Annotated in this window: 12 protein-coding genes; 1 reads left to right on the top strand and 11 read right to left on the bottom strand. The window is 49.7% G+C overall.

All coding sequences use genetic code 11. The annotated features are described in order from the left end of the window. Positions 1-245: 245 nt before the first annotated feature. A complete protein-coding gene (locus tag V4U88_RS20825; RefSeq protein ID WP_334075176.1) occupies positions 246-794 on the bottom strand; it encodes a PadR family transcriptional regulator in 549 nt (182 codons plus the stop codon). A 184-nt stretch (positions 795-978) separates the two neighbouring features. On the opposite strand from V4U88_RS20825, the gene V4U88_RS20820 reads away from it, so the two are divergent. Then, positions 979-2,166 (top strand): alpha/beta hydrolase family protein, encoded by a 1,188-nt coding sequence (locus V4U88_RS20820; protein ID WP_334075175.1) that lies wholly within the window; start codon positions 979-981, stop codon positions 2,164-2,166. A 227-nt stretch (positions 2,167-2,393) separates the two neighbouring features. Here the strand turns inward: V4U88_RS20820 and V4U88_RS20815 are convergent, their stop codons facing one another. The 10 genes from V4U88_RS20815 to V4U88_RS20770 all read right to left on the bottom strand — a co-directional run bounded on the left by V4U88_RS20815 (position 2,394) and on the right by V4U88_RS20770 (position 16,889). Further along, positions 2,394-2,591 carry a hypothetical protein gene (locus tag V4U88_RS20815; protein ID WP_334075174.1) on the bottom strand — a complete coding sequence of 66 codons (198 nt, stop codon included), beginning with the start codon at positions 2,589-2,591 and terminating at the stop codon, positions 2,394-2,396. A 32-nt stretch (positions 2,592-2,623) separates the two neighbouring features. Then, positions 2,624-3,061, bottom strand: a complete 438-nt coding sequence (locus tag V4U88_RS20810) for a hypothetical protein (protein WP_334075173.1) — start codon at positions 3,059-3,061, stop codon at positions 2,624-2,626. A 129-nt stretch (positions 3,062-3,190) separates the two neighbouring features. Beyond that, positions 3,191-5,920, bottom strand: a complete 2,730-nt coding sequence (locus V4U88_RS20805; RefSeq protein ID WP_334075172.1) for a hypothetical protein — start codon at positions 5,918-5,920, stop codon at positions 3,191-3,193. Continuing rightward, positions 5,917-8,688, bottom strand: coding sequence for a hypothetical protein (locus tag V4U88_RS20800; RefSeq protein ID WP_334075171.1), 2,772 nt, complete (start codon positions 8,686-8,688; stop codon positions 5,917-5,919). The genes V4U88_RS20805 and V4U88_RS20800 overlap by 4 nt, the downstream gene beginning before the upstream one ends. A 295-nt stretch (positions 8,689-8,983) precedes the next feature. Continuing rightward, a complete protein-coding gene (locus V4U88_RS20795) occupies positions 8,984-9,685 on the bottom strand; it encodes an ATP-grasp domain-containing protein (protein WP_334075170.1) in 702 nt (233 codons plus the stop codon). Positions 9,686-9,890: 205 nt separating this feature from the next. Next, on the bottom strand, positions 9,891-10,703 hold the full coding sequence (iolB, locus tag V4U88_RS20790; RefSeq protein ID WP_334075169.1) for a 5-deoxy-glucuronate isomerase: 813 nt from the start codon (positions 10,701-10,703) through the stop codon (positions 9,891-9,893). 25 nt (positions 10,704-10,728) lie between these two features. Then, positions 10,729-11,754, bottom strand: a complete 1,026-nt coding sequence (gene iolG, locus V4U88_RS20785) for an inositol 2-dehydrogenase (RefSeq protein ID WP_334075168.1) — start codon at positions 11,752-11,754, stop codon at positions 10,729-10,731. Positions 11,755-11,784: 30 nt separating this feature from the next. After that, entirely contained in the window at positions 11,785-12,681 is an 897-nt protein-coding gene (iolE, locus tag V4U88_RS20780) for a myo-inosose-2 dehydratase (RefSeq protein ID WP_334075167.1), read from the bottom strand. A gap of 29 nt (positions 12,682-12,710) precedes the next feature. After that, complete coding sequence (iolD, locus tag V4U88_RS20775) at positions 12,711-14,588, bottom strand: 3D-(3,5/4)-trihydroxycyclohexane-1,2-dione acylhydrolase (decyclizing) (RefSeq protein ID WP_334075166.1); 1,878 nt, start codon at positions 14,586-14,588, stop codon at positions 12,711-12,713. Between the two features lie 18 nt (positions 14,589-14,606). Then, on the bottom strand, positions 14,607-16,889 hold the full coding sequence (locus V4U88_RS20770) for a glycoside hydrolase family 88/105 protein (protein ID WP_334075165.1): 2,283 nt from the start codon (positions 16,887-16,889) through the stop codon (positions 14,607-14,609). Positions 16,890-16,908: the final 19 nt, after the last annotated feature.

The following is a 16,908-nucleotide window of genomic DNA, read 5'->3' as shown; positions in this document are numbered from 1 at the left end:
GAAACAGCCTTCCGGGCAGAAACATTGGTTCGTTACGAATGAAATCGGAGCGGATATTTTGAGCCGGGTCGACATGGGCAACCGGGAGAGAGTACCATGGACGTAACATTTTGGGTAGAGGTAAGGAAATTCCCCTTACCTCTTTTTTTGTTTTTCAACCATAAGAAAGGGACGGTACGATGTTGGGGAAAAGAATTTTGGATGGCAATCCAATTTTGCCGAGGGTTCCTTGATAAGGCTCGGATTTACTTCGTAGGCTCCAACTGTGACATCAATTTTTCGCACCATTTGATATAAAGCTGCTCATATTCTACGCCGAATTCAATCACTGAAATACTTGATATGAGCGGAGCTTTATCGTCCATTCCTTGAACCATCTCCCTGAGCTCAACAAGCTTGTCCTCGTATTCATGCAGCCTTTCCTCATGCTGCTGTTTCACATCCGTAATGCGGCCGATCATCTTATCCGGTTCAATAAGCCAAGAGTTATACACTTTGATCAGGAAATCGTCGCGAATCCGATCTAATTCTCCTGGAGCGATCGTCCATTCAATTAAGGAGTCCTGTCCCGCTGTCGTAATCTCATATATCTTGCGAGCAGGGCGATGCGTATGCTGTTCTACGCGTTGTAATTGAATTAGTCCTTCCTTTTCCATTTTGGCCAGTTCTGGATAGATTTGATTGCTTCCGGCTTTCCAAAAAGGACTGAAGCGGTTCATTTGCAGTTTAATATCGTAACCGCTAAGCGGTTCGCGTGACAATAGGGAGAGCAACGCGTATCTGATCAAGCTCAATCCACTCATCCTTTCTGTAATTCCCTTTATTTTAGCATAAGTCCCAATTCATTTGTTTTCTAAGCTCAATTTAACCTATTTCCTTTACATCTAAAGTTTTATATGTTAATTTTGATATAGGTCAATTACGACTTATTGATTCTACTTATTGTAGCATCCAGTCTGAGATTTGGAGGAATGAATCATGCGGCTTATTTTTCAAGATCCTACCTTTTCGTTCGAGTTACTTCGCACCTTGGGGTACTCCCCATATGGGGGGGCGGATATCGGGGAATGCCTGTCCACTGCTTATCGTATTGAAGAGGGCAATTTTGACAGCTGGCATACCGAATGGCTGAAGACTGCGGAGCGGGTTTTCGCATTGGGCCAAGAAAGCATGAATCGAGGTAAAAAACAAAGTGCCCAAGAATGCTACCTGCGTGCTTCCAACTATTATCGTACCGCGGAGTTTTTCTTGCATGAGAATCCCGGCGATCCCCGTATGTTGAGAACATGGGATCAAAGCAGGCAGGCTTTTCGGTTGGCGCTTCCATTATTGAATTGTCAGGCGGAAGAAGTAAATATCCCCTATGAAGGGCGTCATCTTCCCGGATATTTTTACCGTCTAGACGATCTTCCCAGACCGACACTGATTATTCACGGCGGCTATGATTCGACCGGGGAAGAACTTTATTTCGGAGGAGCGGCCGCAGCATTACAGCGCGGTTATCACTGTCTAACCTTTGAAGGCCCCGGTCAAGGAGCAGTAATCCGTGAGCAGTTGGTTCCGTTCCGTCATGACTGGGAGCATGTTGTCACGCCCGTTGTTGATTACCTATTCAGCCGTCCCGAGGTGGACAAAAGCCGGATTGCCTTAATGGGCATTAGTATGGGGGGATATCTGGCGCCGCGAGCCGCAGCCTATGAGCATCGTCTTGCGGCCTGTATCGCTAATGACGGATTATTTTCTTTTCAGGTCGGAGAACTCAAAAACCTGGCCCCGCATATTGTCCACGACAGACCCGATCAGTTGGAAGCCTATATTGAACATCTGATGTCCGTCAATTCGTCAATCCGTTGGGCGATGCATAATGGATTGTTTACTTTCCAGGCTCGCTCCATAACCGAGCTGATTAACAAAACGGAAGTTTTTACATTAGAAGGCGTCGCCGAGCTTGTCAAATGCCCGGTCCTTGTCTGCGAAGCTGAAGGGGACCATTTTTTTGGCGGACAACCCGAGAAATTGTACGATGCGCTTCAATGCAGAAAAACAATGATCCGCTTTACAGCGGAGGATGCCGCTGAGGAGCATTGTCAATTCGGCGCACTGCTGTATTTTAATCAACGATTATTTGAGTGGCTTGATGATACTCTAGAGGTGAAGTATGAGTAGATGTATTACTCTGGGATATCCTCTCTATTAATTGGATAAGTAAGCACAACGCGGCTTCCAGAGGGGTTCGAAGGCCGCGTTTTTTGTCAAAGCCGGTCCCCCCTGAATCAAAGCAGGGCTTTATTTTGAACATAGGCAGCTGTTTCTTTTAATAAATATTGAGCATTTTGGAACGTTCCACCACAAAAAAACACTGCGCATCTCAGATTGAGATCGCAGTGCTTCATTCATTTAAGAAAATGAGCGAACTTATCCGGCGCATTCCGAATATCTTGTGCCAACTTCTCGTATTCCGCGGATAATTTGATCGAACGAACCCAAAAGCTCATGTCATGCCCCCTTGATTCAAGACCGATCTGATGCTTACCTCTGATCCTCGTTGCCATCGCTGTCATCTGACTGAATTTTTCGATGACTAAATCCATAGGGAAATAACTCTGTTATTTTTCTCCCAGAGTTAACTAAATACTCCCCTTAGATCCGTTAAAGTAATTGAGGTTGAGCAGCCGTTCTTGTCAAAAGCAACCTGAAAAATATATACTTTCTCTGCTGCCTCTTTATCTTGCGCAGATGGTGGCACATCGGTTAAATATGAATTAGTCTCCGAATCATAGACCCAACTCAGAATATCAAAGTCAGGAGCCTTATGACCGTATATCTTTCTGACTTCTTCTTTCGTCATTCCCAATCTTACACCGTTGCCAGTTTCGTAATCGTTCGAAAAAATCGCTAAAGCCACTACTCTATCATTTCGATACCCAATCCTCACTCCCGACTTATATTTAATATAACCATATGATCCGGGAGTTCCTTCGCCAACAATTTTCTCCGCCTCTGTCCTGCTCATCCCATATTCAACAACTTGTTTCTTATCATTTATTTTTCGAATAGCCATGAGATCTGAGGACGAAGTAGATTCTCCCCCACACCCTGTAAGCAATAAGACAACCGCGAACAATCCCATTAACACTCTGTTCATTTCAGACATACTCCAATCTCCAACTTTTCCATTCCATCATCCATGTTAACAATAGTATGGATCTTTTAATGCCTGGATTGTCATATCCAGAATACGCAAATATTCCGCACGGTTCCGAGTTCCTCTAATAAAGGATGTCTCCATGCCCGACCTTCTTAGTTTCTCAATCCAATCTAAAGCGGCCTCTCGCCCAATGCCTTGTTGCAGCATCCCGTAATATATGTACACCAATTCATTACTGACATTAGTGTTGAAAATCATAGGATCATCGGAGTTAATATTCACCAGAATATTTGATAGATCCCGGTTTCCAGCTGACTGAATTTTAAACAACTGGTTGCCAAACATTGAGTTTATCTCTCCGATGGCTTCATTGGAGGAAGGATTAACCTCTATGACAATGCCGATGGATGCAACTTTTTGAATCAAGTAATCTTGCATGTCTTTAATCATCATTTTCTCTATTGCATTCATATCTACATAAATAGGTTCATACATTTTGATTAGGGTGTTTTCCTGGTGATAGCATAAAAACAGCCGTTCTTCATCATTATTCTCCTTACAGTTGGCCCTCTGTACTTCGTCCTTTATTCTCTTGAAGCGTCGTTTATACGTTTTAAAAAGAGAAGACGCGCGAAATTCACTCGCAGGAAGAATCCCGTCAAAAATACAGCCTGCGATTTCATCAATCTGTCTCTCCAGATAAACCACCGTCTCTGTTCGCAGTTGGGTTGTACGGCTGTATACTCCCCATACCCACAATAAATTATCGAGATATTCACCGCGCGGCATAATGACGATTGGGTTGCTTCGAATCCACTCCTCAACATCTACCCCAAGTGCAATTCCATGTCCAATCCGATCTCCGGCATGCAGCTTACAGAAATCAATAACTTCATCCATACGTCTTAAACCCGAATTCAAATGACGAAATTCTTCTCCAGCATGAAACGTGAAGAACAAGCTCTGTCTTGGCAGAACATGGCCTTCAGGATCAACGATCCTTAATGAGTCATACTGACTATCCCGTGCCTCCTCAAATACAGGCGCAAATACTTGAACAGGCGTGTGGTTCTCTAAGCTCGCCGCATCCAGGCCAACAATAAAGTTTGTAGCCATGGGAACATTTTTACGCAGTTGTTGTATCACCTGTACTTGTTTGATGTAGGTTTCTTGATGTCCACCGAAATGAAGCCTTTTTAGAGTATGGTCACGCGCATCATCGAATCCTAAACTATCCTTATCCAAATTGTCTGGACGCTTAATCAAGTGATACACAATGCCTAACAAGGGAAATTCCGAATTAGGATCAATATTCACTTTGTAGTCCTCAATCAAAATTTGTTTGTACGACTCCAGAATGTGAAGCAGTTTCTTCCGGTTCTTAGCTTCACTATTTAATATTGATATCCGGAGTTCGATCTTTCGCAAGTATCTGTTTTGAAAAAGTGTTCGTAACATAATCGTAAAATACGCTTGATCTGCTATAATTCCATCCGTTGCTCGATCAAAGTATCCTCTAAAAAAATCCAAACCATGCAGAAGTGTAGGTTGTGTTACTTGCTGATAAAATTCATTCTTTATAGAGATATACATAAAGAATATTCGGAAGAACTGTTCAAAGTGGCCTGAAGAACCAACTTTGTCCTCTAAATTTCGTTTGTATGCCATAACTTGATGTAAAAAAATATTTTCTCCGTAAGTCTTAATATATTGATATTCGGGGAAAATCCAGCCGATAAAGTCCGAATGCTTTTCTTTCGTATTACTCATAAACGCGATCTCTAAGCGCTCAATGGCTTCCTGGAGCTGATCCAATGGGGCAAATTGACTGTCCGGATGATCATATAGATCAAGCAGAAGTTTGCATGTTTCAGGCTCACTTCCAAAGTTGGCTTTTATCCATTCATACAATGATTGGGAATATTCCGCTTGAGTATCCTTTAAATACTGAGACATCACCAAACGCAGTAGCCGTGCTGTCCATATATATTTTTGCACCTCTGGAGAGACAGCCAAATGATTAGTTTTAAACTTTTTGAAATACTCCGATGGGTAAAATCCATTCATTAACATTTGCCACAGAATTGAGAAATTGAATGCCGCTGAAGCATGTATATGGTTCTCCGCCACCCCTCTTGCAAGGATGTCGTCTAACGGCGCGTCCGCAAGATTGATGTGCTGGTAAAATTCATGAAGCTGTATTGGATCATGGATGTTATTCTTAGAGTGATGCACAGCGATCAATAGATCGACCGGAATAAATCGACTAAACGCATGGAAAAAGAGTACCTTTTCCTGGCCCTTAAATTGCTCCATAAAATTTATGAATTTCCACTGTTTGTCCTTATTCGCATCATTCTTCCAATACTTGAAGATGACATCACCGTCGCGGTAAGACAGAAGCGCATCCGCGAATTCTTCTAATATTTGAAAATAATGCTGGTACAGCTTTTTTTCGATAAAATGAACTCTGGATTCTGAATTTGCCGATTTGAATCCGCAGCTTTCAGCCTCTTTTTCACTGCATAACATGGGATAAAACTTTTGCATCATGAGATTAATCTCATCCACACTATTGGGCGCAGCTTTAGTAAGAATCTCCTTATATAGCTTGCTGCGAATGCTGTTAATCGCATTCTCCCGCTTTTTATTGGCTAGGGTTCCGGTTCCCGTATAATCTAAAGCCTCCACAAGATCCTGCTGACCGTAAAATTTAAGATTTTGAATAGGAAACAATGAGATGTTAATCAGTAGGTTAATTTTGGATATCATTCTACTTCACCGCTGGTTTCCTGTTGTTCTTCAGCCTCATCTAATCGTAATCCAAATTCACGAAGTTCGATCTCGGTTTGGCCCTTAATATTATTAAAGGCCTCATCCAGTTTCGTCCTAATCTTGGCCTTTGCATTTTCATAGACCCGATCATTAGAAAACTCCTGAGCTCTCGTATTATATTGATAATATAGACTCAAAATGAGCTCATCATTACCAGTAAAAAACAGGTTCTCTTCAGAATCGTTCGAATTGCCTTCAGCTATGATTGAAGTGTATCGCAAAGAATTATATAAATTTCTGGCTTCGCTTCGGCCGTACCACGCACGGTTATTTGAAGCTAACGCCAATAAACAATTTGTTACTATTTTATAATTCTCTAAATTTAGATGAATATATTCATTATTTCGATTAAGATATTCCCCGACAACATTTTTACACTCATAATAAATAGTTCTACTTTCTCCAGACTGTCCACTCAGAAATTCTTGATATACCTTGTCTATTGAATATGTCATTTTAATCTGCACCGTAATATTTAGCTTCTGAAGCTTGTCAAAAATATATCTACTAAATTTTACCATATTCGTCCCGATGGTTTGGGTCACACTCTTTGAAAATTCAATCGTCGGGTTCTCAGATAATTTTTTTGCAATGGACACCAAAGCTTTTGCCAAAGATTGATTTTGATCCCTTCTTGTAACTGTTAAAGTACTAACCATATCACCATGATATTTAGCATTATATTCCTCGCGTTGTCTTTTTCTGATTTCGGTAAGATTATTAATGAACAACGTCCTTCTAATTTCCTCGTCTCTTATTCCGCCTTGAGTTTTCTGAAAATTGAAATTACGTAGCACTTCGTCAAAAATGCGCTCGGTTACTTCATACTCCGAGGGTACGTTGCACAGATCGTGTAAAATATTGAGCGCTTTGTTGATTTCGAGACTCTTTTCATTCTGTGCTTTATAGTAAAGTGGCTCAAATATGGATGGATACTGCTCTAGTAATTGAGCTACACTCTCCACTACAAACTGATCCTTGTCCCTTTTATAATCACCTTTGTACTCATACTCATAATAGTAAGGATCATGTACAGAACTTGAAAGGTACTCTATCATCAACATTGCCTCTGGAATATCAGTATGTAGAACTATTCCCCGCATCAAATAATATAGTCTGTACGCATAATTAGGAATTTCTTTCCTTCTATTAACTCGGATAAACTTCTCAAACAAACTGTTTTTAAAAGCTGCAAAAGCATCATAATCATATCTCACTCTAGACAATAACTTCTTCACAATTTCTGCGATTAAGAAGATTTGTAGCTCCAGACTTTCTTCATCTTTATCCTTGTCCTTTTTCGCTCCCCAAGCAGAGTAATTTATGTAAGTGGAATTCTCATCACTTCCCCACTGCAAAAATTGCTCAAACAGCCACTGCTGGTGCTTGACCAATTTCGTATTTGAAAGAATTAGCGTATCTACAAGTGCCTTAACAGGTCTGAATAAATCTGTCTTACTAACCTCAATGTCATTTAATAACTGCACCAAATTATAATAGGCATGCACAAGCCCACGCGGTCTCTCGTCAAATACTGTGTAGCTCTTTTTTATTGGTAAATATCGATCTCGTTCATTCTTACTGTTGGTGTTAACATAGTTGAAGATTGACCGTTCCCCCATTAACTGAGCCATCCGATCCAGCAAATTATACTGACCGAATGAAAAGTATGGAATCGTTTCCGTATTCCAATTCACCAACTGATGCCTTCTGGCTGAAGGAATGATTTTCTTCAAGTATTCATGTGCCAGTTCCGACTTGCGCTTCATAATAGTAAGTAGCTCCGTTGTTTCTTCGCCCGATCTATTGTAAGGATAATCTAGAGCTTTTAATGAATCATACGGATTTAAGCCAATGTTTTGTAAAGGCTCATCTGCAAGTAACGCCAGCGTAAGCGATTCTAATAGAATATCATAATCTCCTGACAGTACAGTAACAATATTGGGGTGATCCGTATACTGCAGTACGGCCTCCATCAACTCTCTTGTTTTGGAAGTCTGGAGGTCAATGTCATCAACAAAAATAAAGATTAATATCGGTTCATTAGGTGTGTCCAATGCCTGTTTTACGCGAATAATTTCATCAATCAGTTCATTGAATTTCCTTTTGAAGGCAGTGTCCGGACTAAGCACACGTGAAGAGTTTTTTACATAAACGGCCAGGTCCTCATAATGCTGGGTAAGAATATTTCGATAATGATTTTCGGTATATAGGTAGTATTCAATCGTATCATTGATTAACTGCTTCAATTTATTATTTGGCTTATAGATCCCCGCATTATAGTAATCAGCCAATTCATCGATCAATTTCTCTCGTTCTTCATCCTTAAGTCTTCCTTTCTTTAAGGTTTCTAACAAATCCTCTCCCTCTTTTTTCAAAAAACCAACAATCGATCCGATGATTTTCGTATTCTCACCAAAATTATCTGGTTCAATCAAGGGGAATAGGATGCTAGATTTGCTATTCAAATCACTTTTCAAGGTAAAAAGAGCAGATGACTTCCCTGCACCTCTAGGCCCGAATATGCCAATTGTATTGTTATAGACTTGCTTTCTGGAATCTCGATCACTGTTACAATCTTTTAAATGTTTCATTGATTCTCTGATATCTTTTATTTGACTCACCATAATGTCATAAGTTGGCATGATCTTTGAGATTTGATCGCCTAAAGCTCTCGCTCCCAGAATTATTTCTTCTTGCTGCATTGCATTCATCCTTCCCCGTTTTAACATAGTGTCCAATAAGAAATACAAGCAGATCTCTCACACCTAACTTTTGACACAGATTGTTTGATGATAAAGACCTATTGACCTTTTTAAATATCTACATATAGATACACAATTCTACAATAACCCCCTGAATCCTTCCAAAGCTCGTGCTATACAATCTTCAGTGATTTCTAGATTAATAAAGATAAGTGGATTGCATAAACTAAAAAACACCGCGTCCTCTCAGTTGAGTTCGCAGTGCTTTATTCATTTAAGAAACAGGCGAACACCTTCAAAAATCACATTCATCCGCCGTATTCGTTAATTCGGCCCATCTTGCCGCCAGCAGTTTCGCATAGTCCACGCTTAACAAGCCGTAATGCCCCAGCGCATACCCATCATTAACTTCAATCAATAAGGTTTCCCCCCGATCCGTCAATCCAATATCGACAGCGTATCCACGGGGAGCGGACTTGAATTGGGCGACCATGTTTTGAACGGCTCGATGATCAAAATGCAGCCTCCAGTCTCCTCTGTACCTGCGAACATCCAAAATCTGCCCATACCTCACGAAGCATCTCCACTCCGCTTGAAATTTGACGACTTCCGAGCACCATACTTCGGGATCCTCACCAAAAGACCCGCTTCCGACCAGATCCCTTGTGCTTCTGACCACAACACCGGTAAATTTCTTATCTTCGACCGGCTTAACGAATACGTTCCAATTTTCCGGATGATTAGCAATCGTGCTCAGCCTTGATTTCCATACTTTTCTGCCTAAATAAACCGCTAATTCTTCGGGGTAATCTATCTCGGGTGCGGCAATATCGTATTTACGGAGCATGGATCTGACGTCATCGACATAACCAACCACGATGTCTTCCTTTTGATGATCGGACAATTCACTTACATCTTGAAAATAACGTAGTTCAAAGCCCATTTGCTTAAATCCGTCATAAGCGGCATAAAAATTAGATAACAGCAAAGCGTACACTATTGCACCACCTAACCAATTGGCCTAAATTAGCCTATTTAGAACGAGTCAAATGTATCCAAATTATAACATAGGATAAAATCTCGTCCATCGGTCAAGACCAATAGCGGCCTGCCGCAACCATAGCATTCCGAAGGACACAACAAAGTGCCCGCCAAAAGCAGGCACTCTGAACAAGCATTCTAACAAACAAACTATAGATATTTCAGCGTCTCTGCCCCATCAGCCAGGCATGCCCCGGATCATTGTAAAACTTCCAAGTCCGGCGCGGGCCCGCCATAACGTTAAGATAGTAGACTTCGTAGCCGGGCGGCGCGGAAACGGGATGATAGCCCTTCGGCACCAACACCGTTTGCGCGTCCCGAACCGTCAGCGTTTCGTCGATCGAAAGGTCCTCCGTGTAAATCCGCTGCACGGCAAATCCCTGCTCGGGAGCGATCCGAAAGTAATAGGTTTCTTCGAGCAGCGATTCTTCCGGAAGAGCGTCGCGGTCATGCTTGTGGGGCGGGTAGCTGGACCAGTGGCCGCCGGGGGTGAACACTTCGACAACGAGCAGACTGTCGGCCGGCTCCTGCTCCGGCAGGATGTTGTGAACCAGCCGGCCCATACTGCCGCTGCCCCGGTGCTCCACGCCCACCGCTTCGGGCGCAATCAACCGGGGCGGCAGCGTCCCCCGGCCAGGCGCCCGGCATACCGCCAGTTCCAGCTCGGTCAACGCGCCGACAGTAAATCGGGTGCCGGAAGGGACATAGACGGAGTAAGGAGGAGTTTTCTCGAACACACTCATCCGCCGCCCGATTCCCGTCCACACTTCATCTCCGGCACTCACGTCCGCTTTACCGCTGAGAAGGACGACGCAAGCTTCCTGGTCCCCGCTTTCTTGACTCAGGGTCTGGCCGGGACGCAGCCGGTACACTTCGAAGCCCACATACTTCCATTGTGCCGATTCCGGAGTCACGGACAGAATGCATCCGGATTCATCCGGTTTCCGAGCAGCCGAGATCAAATATTGCGACATGCTTCCACCTCCGCTATGGATGTTGTTATTCCGCCAGTTCCAGTTCGCTGAGCAGCACCGGACGACCGAGCCGGGCCGAGCGTTTGGCGGCATGGGCGATCCGTTCGGCCTGAAGCCCGTCAAACCCGTCGACTTCCACCGGGCTCCCCGTACGGATGCTATCCATAAACCCCCGAATCTCTTCCAAGAAAGCCTCCTTGTATCGCTCCAGAAAAAAGTAAAGGGGCTTCTCGCGGACAACGCCTTCTCCATGGCTGATCACCACGGAATTCGGAAAATCATTGTCCGCCGTAACGCTTCCGCCTGATCCAAAAACCTCCACGCGTTGGTCATATCCGTACACGGCGCGGCGGCTGTTGTCGATCACCCCGATCGCCCCGTTTTTGAAGCGCAGCGTCGTGATCGCCGTGTCCACATCGCCGCACTCGGCAAACATCGGGTCCACCAATACCGCGCCTTTGGCGTAAACCTCCTCGACTTCGCTGCCCGCCAGGTAGCGCGCCATATCGAAGTCATGGATCGCCATGTCCATGAACAGCCCTCCCGAACGCCGGATATAATCCGCGGCGGGCGGAGACGGGTCGCGCGAGGTGATTTTGACGATCTGCGGCTCGCCGATCCGGCCTTCCCGCACCAGCTCGCGAACCCGCTTGAAATTATGGTCAAACCGGCGGTTAAACCCGATTTGCATCCGGACTCCGGCGCACCGCACCGCCTCCAACGCCTCCTGGGTCCGCTGTAAATCCATGCTGACCGGCTTCTCGCAAAAAATATGCTTCCCCGCGGCGGCTGCCGCCAAGGTCAGAGGCACATGGGTATCCGTCGGCGAGCAAATGAACACGGCATCGATCTCCGGATCCCCGATCACCTCCCCGCTGTCGGTCGTGATCCGTCGGATTCCCCGCTTGGCGGCCCAAGCTTCCAGTTCCCCGCCGGCTAACGGATCGCTGATCGCCGCCACCTCCACGTCATCCAGCCGCAGTAAATTTTCCGCATGAATTTTACCAATCCGGCCGGCTCCGATAATCCCCACTTTTACCGCTTTCTCCATCCTGATTCCTCCCGTTCTCTCTCCTGCGGTTCAAAGAGAATAAAGATATTCTATCGCCCGTTTGGCGTAATCATATGGATGGTGCGTTGCCGGATCCTGCTCTCCCTCCAGCATGGCCCAGCCTTGATAACCGCGACTTCCCAGTTCCTGGACAATCGGGGCGAAATCGATGCACCCATCTCCCGGGACGGTAAAAACGCCCCGGCGAATGCAGGTGATAAAATCGCAGCCTTCTTCCCGGGCGGCCGCAAGCACTCCGGGACGGACATCCTTCAAGTGAACGTAAGCCACGCGCTCGTAATAGGTGCGCAGCAATTCAAGCGGATCGGCCCCGCCGTAAAAAGCATGGCCGGTATCAAACAGCAGGTAGACCAGATTCGGATCGGTCGTCTCCATCAACCTTTCGATTTCATGAGGCCTTTCCACCGCGGTGCCGGCATGATGATGATAGGCCAGCTTGAGGCCGAAGCTTTGGGCGATTCTCCCCGCTTCGTTCATCCCCTCGGCCAGATGCTTCCAGCCTTCGTCGTCCAGGCCCCGCTGCGGAGCCCCGCCCGCGCCGCCTCCTCCCAAAGCATCGGCAAAAAAAGAACCTCCCGTCTCGCAGGTACTGATCACCCTACTGCCGAAGCCGGCCAGAAAATCCGCATGCCGCCGGTAGGCTTCCAGCTCCGCCGCTCGCCGGGACGGATCGGAGAACCGCACCGATTTCCATTGGGACACGAGCTGAATACCGCGGGAATCCAGTTCCCGGCGCAGCACCGCCGGATCCCGGGGATATTTGCGGCCCATTTCCGTCCCCTTCAACCCCAGAGCCTGCATGTCGTCCAAGATTTGTTCATAGGAAGTATCCGCGCCATGCTCTGCGACATCTTCGCCTACCCAGTTAATGGGATGGGCGCCCAGCTTAAAACTCCATTTTTCCATTGGATAACCTGCTCCTTTACGATCGAATTTTAGAAAGGCCGGGCTTCTCCGGTTCTTTGCAGCATGCGCCGGTGGGCCGCGTTGACCTCGTTCGAGGTGGAATGCTCCGGCACGCCGACCCGCCACCAGGACTCGTATCCCCCGGTATGGGTTCCCGGCAGAACGGAAATCGCGATCAGCGTGGTGACCTCCTCTTCCTTGGCGAGCTTCAGCGCGGCTTCCAGTTCCTCCGCCGTTGTCGCGCTGTAGGCCTTCACGCCAAGACTCCGGGCATGGGCCGCGAAATCGAAGCTCAGATAATCCCCGCTCAAGCTTTCCGTTTCCGGGCTGCGGTAGCGGAATTCGTTGCCGAAGCCGCCGCTGCCGTTTTCCCGTTGCAGGTTGTGAATGCATTGATATCCATGGTTGTCAAAAAGCAATATGGTGATCTTCCGCCGCTCCTGCAGGCTCGTGATCATCTCCGAATGCAGCATCAAGTAACTGCCGTCACCCACCAAGGCATAGACGTCCCGGCCGGGCTCCGCCAAGGCGACGCCGAACGCGCCGCTCACCTCGTATCCCATGGTCGAAAAGCCGTATTCCATATGGTAGGTTTTCGGGTGGACGGAGCGCCACAGCCGCTGCAGGTCTCCCGGCAAACTGCCCGCCGCGTTTACGATGACCGCTTCCGGATCGATCGTCTGGTTGATGATGCCGAGCGCCCGGGTCTGCGACAAGCCTCCCTCCGTTTCGTCCGCGTACAGCCGGTCCACCTCCGCGTCCCACTCCGCTTTAAGTCTCGCCAGCTCATCGGGGTCATAGCCGCTCCGATAAGCCTTGGCGGAAAGAGCCGCCTTAAGCGCGGGCAGGCTTTCCTTGGCATCGGCGATCAAAGGCAAGCCGTCCAGCTTGATCCCGTCGGCCCCCTGAACATTCAGGTTCAAAAAAGACGCCTGCGGATTGCGGAACAGCCACTTGGACGCGGTGGTAAAATCGGAATACCGGGTGCCGACGCCGATGATCAGATCCGCATCCCGGGCGAGCAAATTGGCCGCCTTGGTGCCGAGCACGCCGATGCCGCCGACGCTTAAAGGATGGCGCCAGCTCATGGCGCTTTTGCCGGCCTGCGTTTCCCCGACGGGGATGCCGAAGGCTTCGGCAAAGTCGGTCAGCTCCCGGATCGCCCCCGCATAGTGAACGCCGCCACCGGCGATGATCAGCGGGCGGCGGGCGGCCGCGATCCTCCCGGCGGCCCGCTTCAGGCTTGAGGCCGCGGGAGGGCGGCGGTCCGGCACATGCACCCGCTTCGCGAAGAAGGAAGCCGGATAGTCGTACGCTTCCGCCTGCACATCCTGGGGCAGCGCCAGCGTCACCGCTCCGGTCTCCGCCGGGTCCGTCAGCACCCGCATAGCCTGGAGGGCGGCCGCCATCAGCTGCTCGGGCCGGGTAATCCGGTCCCAATAGCGGCTGACCGGCTTGAAGGCGTCCGTGGCGGAGACGGTGTAATCGCTGCCCACCTCCATTTGCTGGAGCACCGGATCCGGCTGGCGGCAGGCGAAATGATCTCCGGGCAGGAGCAGCACCGGAATCCGGTTGACGGTGGCCGCCGCCGCGGCCGTCACCATATTTAGCGATCCGGGCCCGATGGACGCGGTACAGGCAAAAATCTGCCGCCGGTTGGTCTGTTTGGCAAAAGCGGCGGCGGCATGCACCATGCCCTGCTCGTTTTTCCCCTGGATGAAGACAAGCCGTCCGTTTCCCTGCTCCAATGCTTCGCCCAGGCCGGTCACGTTGCCGTGGCCGAAGATGCCCATCACGCCTTTAAAAAAAGGAACTTCCTCCCCGTCCGCCTCAAGGTACTGGTTCTCCATAAACTTCAGCAAGGCTTGAGCCATCGTCAAGCGCAGCGTTCCCGTTTGCTCAGACATCGCGCTTCATCTCCTTTTTCACTTTTCATCCGCGGACGCGCCGCGTTCATCCCGAAGCGGAAGGGCCAGGCATTCCTTCATCTTCCCGACCTCCACGCCGGCCAGCATCATAATGCCGATACCATGGTTGTCGTTGATCACGGTCCTTAAATCATATTTGTAATAATCCGGGGTAAAAGAGTACCTCGACCCGCTGCACACGCCATGGACGTTGCCTTGACGGTCGATAGCCTCCCGCACCAGTCCCCGCCAGGCCCGGATGGCGGCTTCGCCGTAACCGTCTCTCGGCAGCCAGCCGAAACGGACGCCCCGGGCGAAAGCGTAGGCGAACATCGCCGTACAGGAGGCTTCTTCATAAGCATCCTCCTCGGTCAGCACCTGCCGCCACAGCCCGGATTCGCCCTGCAAGGCGGCGATGCCGCCGCACAGCTCGCCGAAGAAGTCCAGCAGTTCCGCCCGGTCCTTATGCTCCGGAGGCAGCGCCTCCAAAATTTCGGAAAGGGAAAACACCGTCCACCCGTTGCCCCTTCCCCAGGGAATATGGGTGGCTTTGCCCACCTTAAAATCAAACACATGGGACATAACCCTCGGCTCCGGCATAAACAGATACCGGCGGAACAGCAAAAACTGACGGGCGGCCTCGTCAAGGCAGGCCGGGTCGTCCGCCGCCCGGGCGTAGCGGGCCAGAAACGGGCCGCTCATGTACAGATCATCCGCCCACATCGTGTTTGCGGCATATTCGCCGGGGCACAGCCGGTAGAAGGCCCCGTCGTCCCTTCGTTCCAGCCGGTTTTTGATGAAATCGGCAATGGCGCGGGCGATGCGGAGAAAGTCCGGTGCCGGGCAGCGCTTATAAGCCTCCAGCATAGCCGAGCCGAAGGAGCCGCAGTTATCCAGCATCCGGATCAGCACCAGTTGATGATTGACGGACGGAAAACCGTAGATTTCTTTGTCCCATAGCGCATAGTCGTAAAAATCGGTGCAGGCCGTAATATGCCGGTAAGCATAATCCACGATATCCTTCCGCTCCAGCGTTTCCGCCGCGCGAAGCAAGCCATACATGGTCACGCCCAGGGGATAATCCCAGCGTCCGAAGTTGGTGGCGGAGCCGGTCGTCCACTTGTTGCTGAGCATGGCGTTTTCGTAGAAGGGCCGCACCGCGCACCCGGGCGCGTCCAGCGACCAGTACACCTTGCCATGCGCCCCTTCGCCGCCGTTCGCATGCTCGAACAGCCGCCGCAAAGAAGCAGCCTTCGCGGGGGCGGCCGTCACATCGGGAGCGAGCGGGCCGGCATAGAGCCAAGGGCCTCGGCTCCCGCGAACCCCGGCGGGCAGCGTCAGCGGGATCGGCCCCCGGGTACCGCTCAGATCGAGCTCGAATCCCCAGCCCGCTTCCGAAGAAGCGGTCTGCACCAACACCTCGCCGCCCCCTTCCCCAAGCGTCACTTCTTCCCGAAAGGTGCCCGCCTGCTCCATGCGGAGGACAGGGGTTCCGTCCAGCCAGAGGGTGGTCGCGCCCCAAACCCGGCCTTCCCATACCGTTCTCTCGCCCGGCAGGGCCCCGCCCAGTCGGCTCCAGGCCAGAGCCGACACGGGCTTCCCCGCGTCCGGGCTGCCAAAGAGCCGCTCACAATTGGGGCGCGCCAAGCGATCCGCGCTCCACTCTCCCGCGGGGAGCCAGCGGAGCCCGCTGCTCTTCTCGGATCGCCGGTAATCGGGAAACGCCCCGTTTCCCTGCTCTCCGAAGAGCGGCACGGCGGTGGGCTCGGAATACAGCCAGCCCGCCTCTTCCTTGCGCTCGGCGAAGGGGGCCAACACCTGGAGGATGCGGACCTTTGCCTCCTCCGCCCCAAACCGGCAGCCGAAGCCGGCTTCGGTACGGCGGGCCTCGATCAGCAGCGTGTTCCAGCCCCGCCTCAGCGTCAGCGGCACGACCGCCTTCGCCTGCGGATCGAGTTCATCCACCGCGCTCGAACGGTACAGCAGCCGTTCGTTCACGTACAACCCGATCGGCCCGAGCGGCATGATTCCCGTATCCAGCGAGCGCTCGTCGTCGCTCCACACCAGCCCGAAGACGTAAGCGTAATCGCCCTGTCCGGCCTCGGGCAGGCGTGCCGTCAGGTCCATGTCATACATGCCGTCTCCGGTCTGCAAAATGCCGTTCCGGCGAAATCCCCGGAAGGCGAACGGGAGCGGCGGATTCGCGCCGATGTAACGTCCGGCGAGGACGGGCAGAATATTCTCCGGATCTTCCCCCAACCAATAGCCGATGCTTTCCCGCGGTTCCATGTAGTCCGCCATCGTTTCATTTTCCCTCCAT

The sequence above is a fragment of the Paenibacillus sp. A14 genome (assembly GCF_036864815.1).
Taxonomy (GTDB): domain Bacteria; phylum Bacillota; class Bacilli; order Paenibacillales; family Paenibacillaceae; genus Fontibacillus; species Fontibacillus sanfengchensis.
Note: the sequence above shows the minus strand (reverse complement) of the source record. Positions and strands in the feature narration are given on the sequence as shown.

What these genes read in the sequence shown, in the direction of transcription:
- V4U88_RS20820 (WP_334075175.1), top strand. Translation starts at nt 979, where the DNA reads ATGCGGCTTATTTTTCAAGATCCTACCTTTTCGTTCGAGTTACTTCGC.
- V4U88_RS20815 (WP_334075174.1), bottom strand. Translation starts at nt 2,591, where the DNA reads ATGGATTTAGTCATCGAAAAATTCAGTCAGATGACAGCGATGGCAACG.
- V4U88_RS20810 (WP_334075173.1), bottom strand. Translation starts at nt 3,061, where the DNA reads ATGGCTATTCGAAAAATAAATGATAAGAAACAAGTTGTTGAATATGGG.
- V4U88_RS20805 (WP_334075172.1), bottom strand. Translation starts at nt 5,920, where the DNA reads ATGATATCCAAAATTAACCTACTGATTAACATCTCATTGTTTCCTATT.
- V4U88_RS20800 (WP_334075171.1), bottom strand. Translation starts at nt 8,688, where the DNA reads ATGCAGCAAGAAGAAATAATTCTGGGAGCGAGAGCTTTAGGCGATCAA.
- iolB (WP_334075169.1), bottom strand. Translation starts at nt 10,703, where the DNA reads ATGTCGCAATATTTGATCTCGGCTGCTCGGAAACCGGATGAATCCGGA.
- iolG (WP_334075168.1), bottom strand. Translation starts at nt 11,754, where the DNA reads ATGGAGAAAGCGGTAAAAGTGGGGATTATCGGAGCCGGCCGGATTGGT.
- iolE (WP_334075167.1), bottom strand. Translation starts at nt 12,681, where the DNA reads ATGGAAAAATGGAGTTTTAAGCTGGGCGCCCATCCCATTAACTGGGTA.
- iolD (WP_334075166.1), bottom strand. Translation starts at nt 14,588, where the DNA reads ATGTCTGAGCAAACGGGAACGCTGCGCTTGACGATGGCTCAAGCCTTG.
- V4U88_RS20770 (WP_334075165.1), bottom strand. Translation starts at nt 16,889, where the DNA reads ATGGCGGACTACATGGAACCGCGGGAAAGCATCGGCTATTGGTTGGGG.